Annotated in this window: 22 protein-coding genes; 15 read left to right on the top strand and 7 right to left on the bottom strand. The window is 62.4% G+C overall.

The window, feature by feature from the left end; all coding sequences use genetic code 11:
- Positions 1-49: 49 nt before the first annotated feature.
- From CD932_RS17340 to CD932_RS17325, 4 genes are read left to right on the top strand one after another with little or no spacing between them, the layout of a single operon-like run.
- Positions 50-1,444 (top strand): class I SAM-dependent methyltransferase, encoded by a 1,395-nt coding sequence (locus tag CD932_RS17340; RefSeq protein WP_094444035.1) that lies wholly within the window; start codon positions 50-52, stop codon positions 1,442-1,444.
- On the top strand, positions 1,444-2,787 hold the full coding sequence (locus CD932_RS17335; protein WP_094444034.1) for a sensor histidine kinase: 1,344 nt from the start codon (positions 1,444-1,446) through the stop codon (positions 2,785-2,787). The genes CD932_RS17340 and CD932_RS17335 overlap by 1 nt, the downstream gene beginning before the upstream one ends.
- A gap of 1 nt (position 2,788) precedes the next feature.
- Positions 2,789-3,919: a response regulator gene (locus CD932_RS17330; protein ID WP_094444033.1), complete on the top strand. Its 1,131-nt coding sequence runs from the start codon at positions 2,789-2,791 to the stop codon at positions 3,917-3,919.
- A complete protein-coding gene (locus tag CD932_RS17325; RefSeq protein ID WP_094444032.1) occupies positions 3,912-4,925 on the top strand; it encodes a response regulator in 1,014 nt (337 codons plus the stop codon). Before CD932_RS17330 ends, CD932_RS17325 begins: the two co-directional genes overlap by 8 nt.
- 21 nt (positions 4,926-4,946) lie before the next feature.
- On the opposite strand, the gene CD932_RS17320 is transcribed toward CD932_RS17325, so the two are convergent.
- Positions 4,947-5,474, bottom strand: coding sequence for an SRPBCC family protein (locus CD932_RS17320; RefSeq protein ID WP_094444031.1), 528 nt, complete (start codon positions 5,472-5,474; stop codon positions 4,947-4,949).
- A gap of 139 nt (positions 5,475-5,613) precedes the next feature.
- Between CD932_RS17320 and CD932_RS17315 the strand changes: the two genes are divergently transcribed.
- The 3 genes from CD932_RS17315 (at position 5,614) to CD932_RS28905 (ending at position 6,914) form a co-directional block, all read left to right on the top strand.
- Positions 5,614-6,399 carry a DNA/RNA non-specific endonuclease gene (locus tag CD932_RS17315; RefSeq protein WP_094444030.1) on the top strand — a complete coding sequence of 262 codons (786 nt, stop codon included), beginning with the start codon at positions 5,614-5,616 and terminating at the stop codon, positions 6,397-6,399.
- A gap of 63 nt (positions 6,400-6,462) precedes the next feature.
- Positions 6,463-6,717, top strand: a complete 255-nt coding sequence (locus tag CD932_RS17310) for a hypothetical protein (RefSeq protein WP_094444029.1) — start codon at positions 6,463-6,465, stop codon at positions 6,715-6,717.
- A gap of 47 nt (positions 6,718-6,764) precedes the next feature.
- Entirely contained in the window at positions 6,765-6,914 is a 150-nt protein-coding gene (locus CD932_RS28905; protein ID WP_176461023.1) for a hypothetical protein, read from the top strand.
- A 14-nt stretch (positions 6,915-6,928) separates the two neighbouring features.
- On the opposite strand, the gene CD932_RS17305 is transcribed toward CD932_RS28905, so the two are convergent.
- On the bottom strand, positions 6,929-7,564 hold the full coding sequence (locus tag CD932_RS17305) for a VOC family protein (protein WP_254926681.1): 636 nt from the start codon (positions 7,562-7,564) through the stop codon (positions 6,929-6,931).
- On the opposite strand from CD932_RS17305, the gene CD932_RS28900 reads away from it, so the two are divergent.
- The 5 genes from CD932_RS28900 to CD932_RS17285 all read left to right on the top strand — a co-directional run bounded on the left by CD932_RS28900 (position 7,550) and on the right by CD932_RS17285 (position 11,996).
- Positions 7,550-7,858: a hypothetical protein gene (locus tag CD932_RS28900; RefSeq protein WP_176460996.1), complete on the top strand. Its 309-nt coding sequence runs from the start codon at positions 7,550-7,552 to the stop codon at positions 7,856-7,858. The two genes, CD932_RS17305 and CD932_RS28900, sit on opposite strands and share 15 nt — an antisense overlap.
- A 31-nt stretch (positions 7,859-7,889) precedes the next feature.
- On the top strand, positions 7,890-8,507 hold the full coding sequence (locus CD932_RS17300; protein ID WP_254926646.1) for a hypothetical protein: 618 nt from the start codon (positions 7,890-7,892) through the stop codon (positions 8,505-8,507).
- Positions 8,508-8,728: 221 nt separating this feature from the next.
- A complete protein-coding gene (locus CD932_RS17295; protein WP_094444027.1) occupies positions 8,729-9,865 on the top strand; it encodes a hypothetical protein in 1,137 nt (378 codons plus the stop codon).
- 11 nt (positions 9,866-9,876) lie between these two features.
- Entirely contained in the window at positions 9,877-10,311 is a 435-nt protein-coding gene (locus tag CD932_RS17290; protein ID WP_369679842.1) for a phosphate ABC transporter substrate-binding protein, read from the top strand.
- Between the two features lie 71 nt (positions 10,312-10,382).
- Positions 10,383-11,996 carry a methyl-accepting chemotaxis protein gene (locus CD932_RS17285; RefSeq protein ID WP_094444026.1) on the top strand — a complete coding sequence of 538 codons (1,614 nt, stop codon included), beginning with the start codon at positions 10,383-10,385 and terminating at the stop codon, positions 11,994-11,996.
- A gap of 150 nt (positions 11,997-12,146) precedes the next feature.
- Here CD932_RS17285 and CD932_RS17280 read toward each other — a convergent pair whose 3' ends face one another.
- The 4 genes from CD932_RS17280 to CD932_RS17265 all read right to left on the bottom strand — a co-directional run bounded on the left by CD932_RS17280 (position 12,147) and on the right by CD932_RS17265 (position 14,779).
- Positions 12,147-12,479, bottom strand: a complete 333-nt coding sequence (locus CD932_RS17280) for a type II toxin-antitoxin system RelE/ParE family toxin (RefSeq protein WP_094444025.1) — start codon at positions 12,477-12,479, stop codon at positions 12,147-12,149.
- Between the two features lies 1 nt (position 12,480).
- The gene (locus CD932_RS17275) at positions 12,481-12,768 is read right to left on the bottom strand and encodes a type II toxin-antitoxin system Phd/YefM family antitoxin (RefSeq protein WP_094444024.1); all 288 of its coding nucleotides are present in this window, start codon (positions 12,766-12,768) and stop codon (positions 12,481-12,483) included.
- A gap of 66 nt (positions 12,769-12,834) precedes the next feature.
- Positions 12,835-13,827 carry a diguanylate cyclase gene (locus tag CD932_RS17270; RefSeq protein ID WP_094444023.1) on the bottom strand — a complete coding sequence of 331 codons (993 nt, stop codon included), beginning with the start codon at positions 13,825-13,827 and terminating at the stop codon, positions 12,835-12,837.
- A gap of 100 nt (positions 13,828-13,927) precedes the next feature.
- Positions 13,928-14,779 (bottom strand): sensor histidine kinase, encoded by an 852-nt coding sequence (locus CD932_RS17265; RefSeq protein ID WP_176461022.1) that lies wholly within the window; start codon positions 14,777-14,779, stop codon positions 13,928-13,930.
- A 276-nt stretch (positions 14,780-15,055) separates the two neighbouring features.
- On the opposite strand from CD932_RS17265, the gene queE reads away from it, so the two are divergent.
- Genes queE through tadA form a run of 3 tightly spaced genes read left to right on the top strand, consistent with a single transcriptional unit; the run spans position 15,056 to position 16,652 of the window.
- On the top strand, positions 15,056-15,691 hold the full coding sequence (gene queE / locus CD932_RS17260) for a 7-carboxy-7-deazaguanine synthase (protein WP_094444021.1): 636 nt from the start codon (positions 15,056-15,058) through the stop codon (positions 15,689-15,691).
- Positions 15,692-15,700: 9 nt separating this feature from the next.
- Entirely contained in the window at positions 15,701-16,147 is a 447-nt protein-coding gene (gene queD / locus CD932_RS17255; protein WP_035819191.1) for a 6-carboxytetrahydropterin synthase QueD, read from the top strand.
- Complete coding sequence (tadA, locus tag CD932_RS17250) at positions 16,140-16,652, top strand: tRNA adenosine(34) deaminase TadA (protein WP_094444020.1); 513 nt, start codon at positions 16,140-16,142, stop codon at positions 16,650-16,652. Before queD ends, tadA begins: the two co-directional genes overlap by 8 nt.
- Positions 16,653-16,691: 39 nt before the next feature.
- On the opposite strand, the gene CD932_RS17245 is transcribed toward tadA, so the two are convergent.
- The gene (locus tag CD932_RS17245) at positions 16,692-17,279 is read right to left on the bottom strand and encodes a hypothetical protein (RefSeq protein ID WP_141213281.1); all 588 of its coding nucleotides are present in this window, start codon (positions 17,277-17,279) and stop codon (positions 16,692-16,694) included.
- Positions 17,280-17,563: the final 284 nt, after the last annotated feature.

Below are 17,563 nucleotides of genomic sequence, written 5' to 3'. Positions count from 1 at the left end.
CCCGAGCAAGGATAGCCTTTGGCAACCGACAACTTGATAATGTTCAATCGTGTATTCACAATCGCAAATCGATCCCGTCGTCAGTTTCCGCAACACCCAGGGTGAAGCGGTGCGCGGTACGATTTTCAATCTGCAGCGCAACTCGCTGGTGATGGAAATCTACAATCCCTATTCGATCGTGCAGGTGAGCGAAGTGCTCAACGAGCTGACCGTGCGCATGGGCGCCAAGAGCGCGTATGTGGGCAAGGCGGTGGTGATCAGCAGCGTCAACACGGGCCTGACCGCCATCGTTTCGGTGACGCTGATCGATGAATGGCGCGAGCTCAGCGACGTGGTGGTGGTGAAGGGCGCCATCGGCCGCGAATCGATCGCCTTTGTGACGGGTTGGACCGAGCGTTCGCGCATCAGCCGCGACTACCAGATCGTCGTCAACGAAATGCGCGCGTTCTTGTCCGAGGTGGCGCGCTGGGTCGAGCAGGTCGACCTGTCGGACTCGCTGCCGAAAGAAAACGGCCGCCTGCGCACCGATATTTTCGATGAACTGGCGCAGCCGCTGATGGAACAAACCCAGCTGTATCTGCGGCAACTGGAAGCGGCCGCTGCGCAAGTGCCAGACGAACAGGCGCCGGCCCATCGTGCGTTTGCCCAGGCCGCCTTGCATCCGCTGATCTTGCGGGCACCCTTCGTGTTTCGCACCTTTACCAAGCCGCTCGGCTATGCGGGCGACTACCAGATGGTCAACCAGTTGCTCGACGATCCGCGCCAGGGTCCCAGCACCTATTTCCAGATCGTCAATGCGGCGTTTTTGCAGGCGGCGGTGGCCACCGCGCACCGCAACCGCATCGATATCCTGACCGACTTCCTGGCGCAGAAAGCGGCCGAGGCGCGCGCCGCCGGCCGCGTGTTTCGCGTGCTGAACGTCGGCTGCGGTCCGGCCGTCGAGGTGCAGCGCTTTCTCGACACCTGCATCGATGCGCAGTGGCTGTCGTTCGAGCTGGTCGACTTCAGCGGCGAAACGCTGGACTGGACCCGCGCACGCCTCGACACCATCATGCAGCGCACGGGCCGTCCGGCCGTCATCGAATACGTGCACGACTCGGTCCACAACCTGCTCAAGCGGCGCCATGGCCCGGCGCAGGCGGGCACGGGCGGCGATTTCGACGCCGTCTATTGCGCCGGCCTGTTCGATTATTTGTCCGACAAGGTCTGCGCGCGCCTGCTGATGCATTTTGCGTCGCGCGTGGGGCCGGGCGGACGCTTGCTGGTCACCAATGTGCATGAAAACAATCCCGGCAAGTTCGGCATGGAACACCTGCTGGAGTGGCATCTGATCTACCGCAATGAGGCCACCTTGTCGGCCCTGCTGCCCGAATACGCGGTCGAGCGCCATATCTATGTCGACGCCACCGGCGTCAATGTCTTTGCGGAAGTGAGCATTCCGTGATGGACCGCCCGGGCTTGCATGCCGGCTACTCGGCCGTGTTGCGCGACTTCCGGCTCGAATTCAGCCGCGGCGGGGCGTACACCGGCATCGTGCTGATTTTGCTGGGCATGGGGCTCGATTCGGCGCTGTACCCGGCCATGCAGGGCCCGTTTACCGGCGCGCGCGTGCTGGTGGCGGCCCTGATCTTTTGCGTGGCGCTGGCCATGCGCACGCGCTGGGCGCAGGAGCGCATACAGTGGATGACGTTCGCCTGGCTGCTGCTGCCGCAACTGATGATTGCCTGGATGATCGCCATGACCGAAGGCGCGGACTCGATCTATTACGTGGGCATGACCCTGGCGATCTATTCCTCGGGCATCGTGCTGGCCTTCGGCCTGTGGCAGAACATGGTGTTCGGCACCATTTCCTGCCTGCTGTACGTGGCCGCTTGCGCCTGGCATGCGCGCGCCGCGCCCTTGTCGCCCGCATTCGTCGTCAACTGCCTGTTCCTGGCGATGTCGGCCAGCATCAGCGCCGTGTTTACCTACTTTAACGAGCGTGCGCGCTTCATGTTGTTCCAGCTCAAGGCCGAAGTGGCGCAAAAGAACTTGCAACTGGAAGAAACCAACAAGGACCTGGCCGACATCAAGGGCCAGATGCTGCAGCAGGAAAAGATGGCCGCCATCGGCACCCTGGCCGCCGGCTTGCTGCATGAAGTCAACAATCCCGTCAATTTCTGCATGATGGCGATCGACGTCGCCATGGAGGAACCGGCCGCGCGGCAGAACGCGCTGATCAACGAATGCCTGGTCGACGCCAAGCAGGGCATGCAGCGGGTCCAGCATATCGTCTCGGACCTGAAGACCTTCGCCTACCGCAAGAGCGGCGACGAGTTGGAGCGCGGCCACTTCCAGTTCCAGCGCGCGCTCGAATCGGCCATCCGCCTGGTCGGCCATGAAACCAAGAATGTCGACATCAGCCAGGCGCTGCCCGAAGACACGCTGGTGCGCGGCGACGAGGCGGCCATCGTCGGCGTGTTGATCAACCTGTTGGGCAACGCCGTGTTGTCGATGCGCAAGCGCAATGTGCCGCCGTTCGAAATTCGCATCAGTGCCCGATGGATAGCCGAGCGCCTGCATGTCAGCGTGCGCGACAACGGCCCCGGCATCGAACCGCAACACCTGACGCGCGTGTTCGAGCCCTTTTTTACCACCCGCGAAGTGGGCAAGGGGCTGGGCCTGGGCCTGAGCATCAGCTATGGCGTGATCAAGCGCCACGGCGGCACCTTGTCGGCCGAAAGTGTGTTCGGCTCCTGGGCCAGCATGAATTTCGACCTGCAGCGCTCCGACTGGGAGGGCCGCTAGCATGGAGCCCGACAGCCGCGCCACGGTGCTGTATGTGGACGACGAGGAACTGGCGCGCAAGTATTTTGCCCGTCTTGTGACGCCGCGCTACCGCGTGCTGACGGCCGCCAGCGTCGACGACGCGCTGGCCTTGCTGGACGAATGCGGCGGCGGCATCGACGTGCTGGTGACCGACTACCGCATGCCGGGGCGTCCCGGCAGCGAGCTGCTGCCGGAAGTCGAGCGCCAGCACCCGCATATCGTCTGCATGCTGGTCACCGCCTATGCCGACAAGCAGGTGCTGCTGGAACTGATCAATGCCGGCTCGTTGTTTCGCCTGCTGGAAAAACCCTTGGCAACGGCGCAACTGCTGGGCGCTTTGGAACTTGCCGTGCAGGCCGGGCGCGCCCGCGCGGCGCGGCGCCTGGGCCTGAGCGCGATCGACGAATCACTGGCCTTCCTGGAACATGAGCTCAATACGCCGCTGGCGGCGGTGGCCAATTTTGCGCGCGGCATCGAACGGCGCGCCAGTTCATTGCATGGCGACGAGGCCGCGATCGCCGAAGCGGCGGCGCTGATGCATGACAACGCCCGCTATTGCCTGGCGGTGCTGGCCAGCTTTGTCGACACGGTGCGCCTGGCCGGCAGCGGCCCGGGCGTGCCGCCGCGGCGGACCGGTACCGGGACCGGGACCGGGACCGGCGCAGGAACCAGCGCGCGCCAATTGCTGGCCGGCCTGCTCGACGGCTACCCGATGACGCCGCAGCAGCGCGCCTGCATCACGGTGGCGCAAGCGGGCGACTTCACGATTGCCGAGTCGCCCCATTGCGTCTCGCTGATCCTGTCCTCGGTGCTCGGCCACGCCTTGCGCGCGCTCGAGCACCATGCTGGCCCGGCCATCGTGCTGACGCTGGCCGAGCGGCGCATCAGCGTGCGCGGCAATACCGATGGCGGCGCCGACGGCGCCAGGGCCGGGGATCTGCTGCGCGACCCGCTGGCCAGCAGCGGCCGGCAAGAGCCAGGCTGGAACCTGATTTTCTGCAAACGCATGATGCAGTCGTTTGGCGGTACCATCGAGGTCGCCACCGAGCATGGCAGTTCCACCACCGTCACCCTGAATTTTCCAGTACCTATAAGGAACGAGCATGATTGACGCCTCCCTGCCTATACCGGCCCAGCGCGAGCCGGCGCAAGCCTTGCCGACGATACTGTACGTCGATGACGAGGCCAATGCCCTCAAGTATTTTCAGCGCGCCATGTCGCCGCTGGCCCATGTCCTGACCGCCATGTCGGTCGAGGAGGGCAAGCGCGTGCTCGACGACCACGCTGCCCATATCGCCGTGCTGGTGTCGGACCAGCGCATGCCTGGCGCCTACGGCAATGAATTGCTGTCTTATGCCTGGGACCGCTATCCGCATATCGTGCGGATTCTGACCACCGCCTATTCCGAGATGGAGCATACGGTCGAAGCCGTCAACCAGGGACAGATCCACCGCTATATCCAGAAACCTTGGGATATCGCGGCGCTGCGCATGGAATTGAAGCAGGCGCTGGCGCTGGCCCAGCTGCGCCACGAGCATGCCCAGTTGTTGCGCGAAAAGATGCTGGTGCGCCAGCGCCAGGCCATCGCCAACCGCATCGGCTGCCTGTACGGCCTGTGCGCCAGCCTGGCCGGGCCGGAACAGCAACTGCCGGTGGAAGCGTATCTGTCGGCGGCATTGACGGCCGGCGTGACACCGCCCGAACCGGACTGGCTGCTGATGGACTATGCCGATCTGGTTGCCTCGGAAGCGTTCCGCAGCACCGCCTTTGGCGCCGACGTGCGGCGCCAGCTCGAGGCGCTGGAGCTGGCCCATCCCGGGCGCGGCGTAGCGCAGACCGTCGACCTGTTGCTGCCCGTGTTCGGCGCAGCGATGCGCGAGGCGGGCGGCACGGTGCTGTTTCTCGACAGCCGTTTGTTGACGGAATTTCTGGAAACGCCGACCGGCAAGCCGGTCTCGGCCATTCATGCTTTCTGGCTGGCCAGCCTGCTGTGGCTGGCGCGGCGCGGCTGGTCGCTGCAGGTCGACGCCGGCGAGCAGGGCTTGCAGGGCAAGGTGATGCAGGCCGAACCGGCGCTCACGCCCGATCACCTGGCGGCCTGGATCGAGCAGTTCTGATCGTCCCGTGGCGGCGGCCAATTATTGTTCCGCCACCGCCTTCAAATTGCTCAATCCCTTGTCGAAATCCTTGCCGATCATGGTGTCCATGCTGACAAACACATTCATCACCTTGCTGACATAAGGGCTGGGACCGGTCATGGTCCAGTTCACCCGCGTAGCGTCGCCGTCACGCTTGAGGGTGAAGATGGTGGTGTTGTGGCTGACGTAGGGCTGCAGGAAATCGAGCTCGATGACGGTGCGTTCGGCAGCCGCCGCTTCGACGATTTCCATGCGGCCGGCACCCACCTTGTCATTGCCTTGCCATGCATAGCGCGCGCCCTGGCCGCTGGCCGCGCCGCTGTAGGTGCGCGCCATGCCGGGGTCGAGCTTTTCCCATGGCGACCAGGCCGGCCACTGGCGGAAATCGGTGAGCAGCGCGGCGATCTTTTGCGGCGGCGCCTTGATGCTCACTTCACGCTGTACGCTGAAGGTGTCCGGCTTGGTGGTGGCAAAGCCGAGCACCCCGGCAACGAAGATGGCAATCAGCAGCAAGGTTTTCTTGATCATATGCGCTCCAGTGCTTGAGAGGGATACCAGCAAATCGGTTCAATCTTAGCAGAAGCGCGCACGGCTGGAGATGTCGTTTGTCGGGGCCGGCTCGCGTCCGCTAGAATGCTGCTTTGCAAGAATTTAAAACCAGGCAATCATGATTCAATCTACCATCGCCAGGCTCGGCCTGGCGTGCGGCCTGCTGGCGACAGCGCTGGCCGCGAACCCGGCCTGGGCCGCCGCTTGTCCCGCACATTATGTCGATGGACAGCCGCCCGAAATCACCAATCCCAAGCTGGACGTCTCGACCACCGAGCTGTGCTATACCGTTTTTGGCGTCATGCATTCCGGTGTCACGCGCACCCCGTTATGGTCGGCCGAGCACCTCACTGCCAGCAATGTCCAAGCGGCGCAGGATCTCTCGCGTGAAAACTCCTTCCATGCCGAACCCCGCCTGGCTACCGGCCAGCGCGCCGAACTGGCCGACTACGCGCGCAGCGGTTTTGACCGCGGCCATATGGCGCCCAACGGCGACATGCCCGACCGGCGCAGCCAGCAGGACAGCTTTACGCTGGCCAATATGGTGCCGCAAGATGCGCGCAACAACCGCTATGTGTGGGCCGGCATCGAAGGCGCCGTGCGCAAGATGGCCAAAAAAGAGGGCGCCCTGTATGTAATCACGGGGCCGGCCTTTATCGGCGGCAACTTGCGCAAGGTAGGCCGGGTGATCGTGCCCAGCCACTTGTACAAGGCCGTCTACAGCCCGCGCCAGGGCGCCGGTGCCGCCTACTTCATTGCCAACACGGATACCAAAGACTATGAAGTGCTGAGCATCGCCCAACTGGAAGACAAGCTCGGCATCAATTTGTTACCGTCGCTGACGCGCCAGCAGAAGCTGCGCGTGCTGAGCTTGCCCAAGATTAACAGCAAGAAGTTCAAATAAGTCAAATAAGTCAAATAAGTCAAATAAGTCAAATAAGTCAAATAAGTCAAATAAGGCCATGCCATGTGTGCAAAAAAATTCGTCCCTTACGCCAATGAAAGCGATGTGCTCCATCTCGGCGGTCTTTCGATTGAAAACCGCCTCGACCGCATCAGCCTCAGCGGCGATCTCGACCTGACCCTGGACCAGCAAGGCCTGGCGCTGGCCAAACAGCTGCAAAAGCTGCTGGGCGACATCGTGGCGGAACTGGAAAAGCGCGAACTGCCCAGGCAGCTGCCGCCGCCTGAGGTGAAGTCGGTCGACAATCCCTTCGAGTAGGCAGCCAGGGGACAACATGGATGGCGCCACCTTTGCAGGCCACTGCAATGAACTCAGAACCGAAGTTGAGCCTGGATGGTGCAGCCAGCCTGGGCAGTTGCCAGCAGCGGTTTACGGTGACGGACGAGGCCGGCAACGTTATCGAGGACATCGAAGACGCGGCCTGGGAATGTTTACACGGCGAGCCCGGTGCCTGACTATGCAAACGCGGTTACAGCCAGCGCGGCCCTTGCGGGGTATGGATTTGCGCGGCCAGATGCGCGGCCTGGCCGTCCCTGGTCGCGTGCACCTCGACTTGTCCCTCCAGGGCAAGGTTGGATAACAGCCGCGCAATGCGCTGCGGTTCGGCATGAAACAGCTCCAGCTTGCCCAGTGACAGACCATGGTCCTGCAGCCCGGCCGCCGGGTGCGCCGCCTGCGCCCACTCGATCAGCGCAGGACCCACGCCATCCAAGGGCAGTGCACCGTCTTCCGGGATCGTGATCAGCCAGTCCAGCGCGCCGCGGTGCATGGGGGCTATCGTCCCCAGCACTTCCGGGCACGCGGCGCTGCTTTCCTTGATATTACTGGTGCGCACCACCCAGGTGGCCAGTCGCGGCGCCGCATCGGGCAGCAAATCGTCCAGTCCGAACCAGCGCGGCCTGATGGGCCTGGACAGCGTGGGGTCGGGTGCGATGACTTCGAGAAACAGGCTGCTGCCCAGGCGCAGCAGCAGATTGTGCGTGCCCATGCGCAAATGCTGGCCGCCAGGCTGCGGCGCGACACCGAGCGCCTGCCGCACGAAGCGCGCACCTGCTTCCAGGGTAGGGGCGGTCACCGTAATGTGATCAATATGGCAATTCTGCACCTTGTTCTCCTGAAATGCAAATCGGGCCGACCTGACATCTCCTCGGCGTGCCCCGTCTCTCATCACCTCAACTACTCGAACCGCCTGGTGCGGACCCGCATGCCAGGTGGTGTGGAAAGGGCAGGCCAGTTGCTGGCCGCCGTATGCCGATGCCGGTTCAACCGGGTTATGCATGTTGCCGCTGCCCGCGCTGTACCGGTATTTCACAAAAACAACAAATTCAAAGAAATACTGGATTTGTTTATGCTTATCAAATATCATGATTTAAACAAAAAAACGTTTATATTTATTTAGTTAATTGTATGTATTTATTTTTGAATTTTTGATGGAATTGCTGCACGGCGTGCGCTGGCACGTCATGAAACATATCGCTGCCTGGCTCAAGGCCGACCAGAGACGCCCGGTGCCTGGCATGGCCGGTCATTTCGTCAAGGCACGACCCGGACTCGGCGGCAGTAATGTCCGTCTGCCCGGTCTGGCGGTCAATTTCGTTTTCTTAAGGGGAGTCATGTTTATGCATAAAAATATCCACGCCGTCATCATCGCCGCCGGCCTGGTGCTGCTGTCGCCGTGCGCGTGGGCCGAGGCGGTCGTCATTGTTTCTGCCAGGAGTGCCGCGACGGCGCTGACCGAGGAGCAGGCGTCCGACATCTTCCTCGGCAAGATCAATGCGCTGCCCGGAGGCGGCATGGCCGTCCCGGTCGACCAGAGCGAAGGGTCCGCCGTGCGCAGCCAGTTTTATACGAAGGTGTCGAGCAAGACCAGCGCGCAAATGAAAGCCTATTGGTCCAAGCAGATCTTCTCCGGCAAGGGCCAGGCGCCCAAGGAGGTTGGCGACAGCGCGGCCGTCAAGGCCCTGGTGGCGGCCAATCCGAACATCGTCGGCTACGTCGACAGGGACGCCGTCGACGCGACCGTGAAAGTGTTGCTGTCGATAAAGTAGCCGCCTGCCGCTGCGGCACCGCAAACAGGATCCCGTTTATTTTGGGTAGCAGGCGGCGAAACACGGCACCGACGTTAATGTTTCTTTTTGGAACTTACAGTAATACCTGATCATGAATTGTTGTTATTTTTTATCGAAAAAGCAGGGCGCTGCTTGCTGACGCCGGAAAAACAACCATAACGTCCCTGGCTCAAGCCACGGGTCAGACAACGGAGAAAGAAATGAAGAAGATGAACAATGGGAAACCCCGCTTGCATGACGGTGCCGTCAAGGCGCTGCCGCTGGCGCTGATGCTGGCGATGGGGGCGGTGCATGCCCAGGACGCGGACAGCATGTTTTCATACAGCGGCTTCGGTACCGTCGGCGCGACGCACTCGTCGTCGAAGAAGGGCGATTATGTCAGCACCCTGTACCAACCGTCCGGCCCCGGCGTCTCGCGCAGCTGGGACATCAACACCGACACCAAGCTCGGCGCCCAGGTCAGCGCCAGGATCAGCGACCAGTTGACCGCTGTGGTGCAGCTGGTGTCCGCAGCGCGCAGCGACAACACGTTCGAGCCAAGGTTCGAATGGGCCAACCTGCAATACGCGTTCACGCCGGACTTCAAGGTGCGCGTGGGACGCACAGCGCTGGCCACGTTCCTGGCGTCCGACACGCGCCTGGTAGGCTATGCCAATCCCTGGATACGGCCGCCGGTAGAGATCTACAGCGATACCCCGATGACCAACCTCGACGGCGTGGACCTGACTTACCGCAGCCGTTTTGGCGGCGTCATCAACACTTTGCAGTTGTTTACCGGCAGGACCGACATCAAAACCATCGACGGCGCCGGCCAGGAACTGCCGACCAATAAAATCCGCCGTGCGCGAGGCCTCGCCAACTCCGTCGAGTTCGGCGCCTGGACCGTGCGCGCCAGCTATATGCAGTCGACGGTCACATTCGACCTGGGCGGGGGCACGATATTGGATGTGGCACAGCGCTCGGTGGCGACCGGCGCCAGCTACGATCCGGGCACCTGGTTCGTCCAGGGTGAATATACCAGCGTCAAGCTGCCCGGGATCACGCCGACCGTCAAAGGCGCCTACGTGATGGGCGGCTACCGGCTGGGCAACTTCACGCCCTACGCCATCCATGCCAGGAGCTGGTCCACCAACGTCGACGTGGGGCTGACCACCTACGACCAGCGCACCGACACGCTCGGCGTACGTTGGGACGCCATGAAAAACATCGCTGTCAAGCTCCAGTTCGACCAGATCCGGCCGGTGACTGGCAGCGCCGGTTATTTCATCAGGGCACGACCAGGGCTCGACAGCAGCAATTTCCGGCTGCTCGGCCTCGCGGTTGATTTTGTCTTCTGAAGGGGGGCGTCATGTACATGGTTAAAAAAATCCACACCGCCATCATCGCCGCCGGCCTGGCGCTGCTGGCGCAGTCCGCCTCGGCCGAGGTGGTCGTCATCGTTTCGGCCAAGAACGCCGCCACCGCGCTGACCGAGGAGCAGGCGTCCGATATTTTCCTTGGCAAGAACTCCGCGCTGCCCGGAAGCGGACCGGCAACCCCGGTCGACCAGGCCGATGGCTCGCCCTTGCGCGACCAGTTCTACACCAAGGTGTCCAGCAAGACCGCCGCCCAGATGAAAGCGTACTGGGCCAAGCAGATTTTCACCGGCAAGGGCCAGGCGCCCAAGGAGGCCGGCGACAGCGCCGCCGTCAAGGCGGCGGTGGCTGGCAATCCGAATCTGATCGGCTACATCGACAGGAGCGCCGTCGACGCCACGGTGAAAGTCCTGCTGACTGTCAAGTAATGCCAGCCGCGCGCGGCGCAACTGCCGCGCGCGATATTGAAGAACCCCGTTATTTCCAGAAGAGGCTCTCGATGAGCATCAAAACCAAAATTTGGGCCTTGCCGGTGATTTCCACGGTCGTTTTCGCGCTGGGACTGGCGGTCAGCACCTCGCTGGTACTCGATGCGCGCAAGTCGATCCACAATACCGAAAGTGTCGATTACCCGGTGCTCGACGCCACCAAGACGCTCACGCTCGACATCGGCGCCATCGCCGACGGCTTGCGCGACGCCGTTGCCGAGGGGGACAAGAACCGCCTGTCACAGATCCCGCAACAGGCCGCCAAGGTGCGCGCCAATTTGAAAAAAATCGGCGAACTCGGCGGCCAGGGTGCCGGAGCGGAGCGCCTCGGCGCCGAGTTTGAAGCCTATCTCACGCCGGCGCTGCGCTCGGCGCGCATCATGCTAGAGATCGAGGAGGGCGACCCGCAGGCTGCGGTGGCCAGCATGCAAAGCGCGCTCAAAGCGCTCAACGCCGACCTGGTCAAAACCAATGAGGACGCACGCAAGCGCTTCAGCGCCGGCATCGTGCAAAGCGATACCGTGGTTGGCCGCGTCCTCTACAGCAGCATCGTGGTGGCGCTGGTAGTCATCGCCACCCTCTCCGGCGCGTCATTCTTCGTGGTGCGCACGATCTGGCAGCAACTGGGCGGCGAGCCGGAATATACCCGCGAGATTGCCCGCGCGGTCGCCGACGGCGATTTATCGATGCATATCGAGACCGATCCCAAGGACACTGGCAGCCTGTTGCTGGCGTTGAAGGAGATGCGCGAAAAGCTCGGCGGCATGGTCGCCGAGATCAAGAGCTCGGCCGAAACCATCAATGTGGCCAGCGAAGAAATTGCCGCCGGCAATGCCGACCTGGCGGCGCGCACGGAGTCGCAGGCCGGCAGCGTGGACCAGACATCGCGCTCGATGCAGACGCTGACGGTGACGGTGCGCGAAAACGCCGACAATGCCAACCAGGCCAACTCGCTGGCCTTGACCGCCTCGACCATCGCCACCAAGGGTGGCGACCTGGTGCAGCAGGTGGTCGCGACCATGGGCGCGATCAACGGCTCGTCCAGGAAAATCGTCGAGATCATCGCCGTCATCGACGGCATCGCATTCCAGACCAATATCCTGGCGCTGAACGCGGCGGTCGAGGCGGCGCGCGCCGGTGAGCAGGGGCGAGGCTTTGCCGTGGTCGCCAGCGAGGTGCGCAACCTGGCGCAGCGCAGCGCCAGCGCTGCCAAGGAGATCAAGGAACTGATCGGCGACTCGGTGTCCAAGATCGGCATCGGCTCCAGGCTCGTCGACGAGGCCGGCGCGACCATGGGGGACATTGTCGAGTCCGTCAAGAAAGTGGCCACTATCATGTCCGACATCACCGCCGCCAGCAGGGAGCAAACCGGGGGCATCGAGAGCATCGGCCTGGCCATCGCCAGCATCGACGGCATGACCCAGCAAAACTCGGCGCTGGTGGAAGAGGCCTCGGCGGCAGCCGAATCGTTGCGCGACCAGGCCGGTCAGCTGAGCCAGGTGCTGTCGATCTTCAAGTTGCGCGACATGGGCGGGTCCGTCTCCGCCGCCGTCAGGGCCGGCCCGGCCCGGGGACGGCCCGCACGGCCGCAGTTGGCGGCCGGCACGCCGTTGGCCTGGGAATAACGATCCTGTCGCCTGCCTGCCGCTGCTTGCGACATTATCTCGCACACACAAGCGGCCGGTCGGTGGCAACTGGCGCCAGGCCGGTTTTACCTGGCAAACACCGCCGCCGCTTGGAATAATCGGACTGTCGTGCATAGGGGAAGTGGGGTATCAGAATCCGGGACGCAGAATGCGGTTGGTAAGGTGTTCGAGGAAGTTGCGCTGCGTCGGCAGGAACATGCGGATATAAATGGTCTCGCTGGCCTTGTCATGGTGATACACCACGCGTACCTGCTCGCACAGGCGTTGCCGTATCAGCAGCCCGACCTGCCGCGCTTCTTCGATGGGTGCGCCGCTGTCGGGAAACTGTTTCAGGTCTGCCAGCAAGGTCTTGAAGGCGGCCTTGAACCTGGCATAGGCCGACGCGCCATGATGGATCTTGAAGTCACTGCATAGGTCCCTGAAGTCGAGCTCGGCACTTTTCAAGATGACGATGCGGGTCATCTCAATCCTGGTCGAGCCGGGCCAGGAATGCTTCTTCCGTCAAGACGTCGCCACGCGCGATCTCTGCATTGCCCATGGCGATCAGCTTCATGAACGCGTGCTGTTCACGCAATTGCCGCAAATGGCGCTTGTTTTCCTGGTAGGCGTGCATGGACAGCACCACCATCTTGGCTTCGCCATTTTGCGTGATGATGATGGGATCGTGCTGGCCGCCATCGAAACCGCTGACGATGTCGGTAGTATGGGCTTTCAAATACGAGATGGGTTTGATGCGTTCGGTGGCTTCCATGCTGGCTCCCCTGATATTGAGAAATCGACAGGACCAAATATACACCAAATTTGGTCTTGTGGTGCTTCAGCAGCTTGCCACCTCCGGCAAGCTGATCCGATTGCGTCCCAGGTGCTTGGCCCGGTACAGGGCGCTTTCTGCCGTATGGATCAGTTGCGCCAGTTGCGTGCCGGGGCCGGGCAGGGCGGTGGCGGCGCCGATGCTGACCGTCACGTAAAGTCCGCCTGCATGTTCGCGCGGCAGTTGCAGGCGTTCCACGCGGTGACGGATGCGCTCGGCAACGATGGCGGCGCCCTTCAATGACTGGTTCGGCAGGATCACGGCAAATTCCTCGCCGCCGTAGCGCGCCACCAGGTCGTTGCTGCGCATTTCGCTGGCGACGGCGCCGGCCACCTTGCGCAGGCAGTCGTCGCCCCGCAGGTGGCCATGGCTGTCGTTGTATTGCTTGAAATTATCGACGTCGACCATCAGCAACGACAGGGGCAGCTGCTGGCGCTGGGCGCGTTGCCATTCGGCGTGCACGGTGTCGTCGAAACAGCGGCGGTTGGCCAGGCCCGTCAGGCTGTCGTGCGTGGCCAGGCGTTCGAGCGCGGCTTGCGCGCGTTTTTCGTCCGTCATGTCGCGCAGGGTTTCCACCACGGCGGCGAGCTCGCCGTGCTTGCCATAGATGGGGCTGGCGTCCACCGCCAGATAGCGGCGCCGGCCCGTGCGCGGCATGTCGCACCAGTTTTCGGCGCACAGATTGTCGCCGGTACCGCTGCGGCAGGCGTGAGTGCCGGCCGGAGAGTACGGCGCGCTGGCGTGCCCGGCGAGCAGCAAGTCGGCCAGGGTGGGTCGCTGCTGGGCATAAAAGCAGCGCCAGTGCTGGTTGCCGCCGATTACTTCGGCCGCCGGCACGCCCGTCAGCTGTTCGCAGGCGCGGTTCCAGATCATCACCTTGCCAGCGGCATCAAGTACAAAGGTCGGCACGACCAGCAATTGCATCATCTTGACAGCAAAGTCATGCGAGGCGGCGTCAGCAGTTGGCGCCGCGTGCATGTTTGCGTGGGAGTCCGGCATGGATGTTTCCTTGCGAGAGATGGTGAACGGGAGTGGGCAGGAGTACATGATGGAGTGCGGCAGGCAATAGTTATTGACAAATGGCAATAAATAGCAATAGTCAGGCGACTCGCGCCGGTGCCGCGCCGGGCTTGGCCTTCATCGGCAGCGACAGCTGCAACGTCGTGCCACGACCGGGCCGGCTACCCATGCGCAGTACGCCGCCCACGTCGCGCAAGCGTTCTTCCATGCCGGCCAGCCCAAAGCCCTTGCGCGCAGTCACATCCTTCATGCCGATGCCGTTATCGGCGATGTACAGTTGCAGCAAGGCGCCCTGGCATTGCAGGCGCACATGCACCTGCGTTGCCTGCGCATGGCGCGCGATATTGGCCAGCGCCTCCTGTAGTGCGTGGTACAGCACGGTCTCTACCAGGTCCAGGCTGGCCAGGTGCGCGTCGGCCAGCACGAAGGCGTGTTTGACGGGAATGCCGGTGGCGCGCGTGAAATCGGCCAGCAGTTGATGCAGGGCGGCTTGCGGACCTTGGTCCAGCGCGGGCGGGCGCAGGCCGGCGATCACGCAGCGCAGGGCCGCGATGCTCTGGTCGATATTGCTGGCCATGAACTGCAAGGTCTGGACCAGGCGGGTCGTACCGCCGCCAGTATTGGCTTGCAAGTTCGCGACATCCATTTTGAGTGTCAGCAGATACTGGCCCAGGTCGTCGTGCAAATCGCGGCCCAGGCGGCGGCGCTCCTGATCCTGGATGTGTTGCCTGTCAGAGCGCATCTGCTCAATCTGGCGCCGGGCAAGCTGCAGCGCGTGTTCTGCCTGCTGGAGCGACAACTGATCATTCTGCATTTGCGCGTACAGGCCACGCAGGCGCCACAGCAGCAGCAGGGCGATCACGCCCAGCAGCCCGGCGCAGATGCTGAGCAGGTTGACAAGGTAATGCGCTGATTCGCTGGCGGCAGGCATGGCTCTCCCCGGACGCAATGTGTTTTCCATTCGGCAATATTGATAACTGAAAATACCGTTGCCGGGATCGGCGGGGCTTGCGCCAGCGCAAACCGGGCGCAAAATGCTGCACTGCAAGGTCGTGAGTGTTGTTTCCGCGTCCAGGCCATGGCAAGCACGGCTTTTACACGGAGAGCGCCTCGCGCGGATATAATAGAGGGTTGTCAATCGGCTTTTGCGGCCCAGGCCAGGTTTGCCCGCCCATGCGCGGACGCCGGCCCGCTCTTAGGAAATACAGTGACTTATAGCATCAAAGAGATTTTTTACACCCTGCAGGGAGAAGGTGCGCATGCGGGTCGTCCCGCCGTGTTTTGCCGCTTTTCTGGCTGCAACCTGTGGACCGGCCGCGAAAGCGACCGCGCCAGCGCCGTGTGCCAGTTCTGCGATACGGACTTCGTCGGCACCGATGGCGAACTGGGCGGCAAGTTCAGGACGCCGCAGGAACTGGCCGCGCTGATCGACAGCCTGTGGCCGGCCAGCCACACGGCCAGCAAATACGTGGTGTTTACGGGCGGCGAACCGCTGTTGCAGCTCGATACCGCGCTGATCGATGCCATGCATGCGGTCGGCTTTACCATTGCCATCGAGACCAATGGCACCTTGCCGGTGCCCGACGGCGTGGACTGGATCTGCGTCAGCCCGAAGATGGGCTCCACGTTGGTGGTGCACAAGGGCAACGAAATCAAGGTGGTGATTCCGCAGTTCCAGCAAGACCTGGCGGCCTATGAGCAGCTGGACTTCGACAACTTTTATGTGCAAGCCATGGACGGCCTGCTGGCCGCACAAAACATGAAGCTGGCCATCGAGACGTGCAAAAGCAATCCGAAATGGAAGCTGAGCCTGCAAACCCACAAACTCCTGCAAATACCTTAACAAAAAACTATGCTCACTATCACACGCAAGCTCGAATTCGACGCAGGCCACCGCATTCCCGATCACAAAAGCCAGTGCCGCAACCTGCACGGCCATCGTTACACGGTGGAAATCACCCTGGTCGGTAAGGTCATCGAAGCGGAAGGCAATTCCGACAACGGCATGATCATGGACTTTTCCGACGTCAAGACCCTGGCCAAGCAGCACCTGGTCGATGTCTGGGATCACGCCTTCCTGGTCTATGAAAAGGATACGGCCGTGCGCGACTTCCTGGCCAGCCTGCCCGACCATAAAACCGTCGTCATCGACCGTATTCCCACCGTGGAAAACCTGGCGCGCATCGCCTTCGAGATCCTGAAAGCCGCTTTTACCGACCATTTCGGTACCGGCTTGCATCTGCATAAACTGGTGCTGCATGAAACCCCGAATTGCTGGGCTGAAGTGACCGATGACTGATACGCCGGTGCCGGACACGGATGAACACTTCATGCGCCTGGCTTTGTCCCAGGCGCGGCATGCCTGGGACCTGGGCGAAGTGCCGGTTGGCGCCGTCGTCGTCAAGGATGGCGTCGTGATCGCGGTGGGCTACAACCAGCCCATCGGCCGGCATGATCCGACCGCCCATGCGGAAATTATGGCCTTGCGCGCGGCGGCCGAAAAGCTGGGCAACTACCGGCTGCCCGGCTGTGAATTGTATGTCACGCTGGAACCTTGCGTGATGTGCTCGGGCGCCATGCTGCATGCGCGCTTGTCGCGCGTGGTGTTCGGCGCGGCCGACCCGAAGACGGGCGCCTGCGGCTCGGTCGTCAATCTGTTCGCACAGCCGGCGCTGAACCACCAGAGCGCCATCGTGGGCGGTGTGCTGGCGGACGAATGCGGCGCGTTTTTGCGGGCCTTTTTTGTCGAGCGCCGCCGGACCCAGGCCGAGGCGCGCAAGCTGGCCGCCGTGCACCAGCCCTGAAACCCGGCAGGACTTCAGGGCCGAGGCGCTGACCAGCCGTCAGAACAGGTAAGAGAGGTTGACCGACAGCGACGAGACGTCGGCGTCCTGCGCCGCACCGGCAACCTTTGCCTTGTATTTTTCCGAGCTCAGACGCAGATTGGTCCACAGCCTGGGCGTCAGGGCGTAGCCGATCTCGAACGAGCGACCAAGCGCGTTCTTGAACCTGATGCTCTGTTCAGCGCCATCGACGCTCGCCGTCACCTTCGGCGCAAGCACGTAACTGAGTCCCACGCCGAAGCGTACTGTTTCCAGGCCCGTGTAATAGACCATGGCTTCCAGGGGAATGCGTGAAAATTTCGCGCTGCCGCTGCCGCCCGCCCGCGGATCGTAATGGTAGTTGACCAGCGCCGAGGCCTGCACCGGATACTGGCTGGACTGCCACAATACGCCGCCACCGACTTTGAAACGGCCGCCGCCAAGGAAGGTTACCGGGCGCCCGGCTGACGTGGTGGCCACCTGCCATTCGTCGCCACTGTAACTGACTGCGCCGGTCACGACTGGACTGAAGGTGTCGGCCGCGAAGGCGGCGCCGCCGATCAGCAAACCGGCCAGCGCCATTGCATACTGCATGAAACGTTTATTCAAGAAAAACTCCCTATCCATGGATTGTCGCTCACGATAACGTAAAACCCTGACCATGCGTATCTGTTCAAGGTAACTTTTGGTGTCGAGCCGGCAAATAAGCTCCGTGCCAGACGTTTTGCCATTCACAAATGGCAGTCATTATTATTAAAATAGTATTTCTTCTTCGCCAGCGAACTGCTGGCCGCCAGCCTGCCGCGCGTCAGGTAATGCCGCTCCAGCCATAAAATGCTATGCTCATTGCACGGCTGCGGCGCTGATGCTCGCGGCCGTTGACCGGAAAGGCA

Origin of the sequence: Janthinobacterium sp. PC23-8 (genome assembly GCF_002250505.1) — a bacterium.
Classification (GTDB): Bacteria; Pseudomonadota; Gammaproteobacteria; order Burkholderiales; family Burkholderiaceae_D; genus Janthinobacterium.
This window is presented reverse-complemented; position numbering and strand designations above follow the sequence as displayed.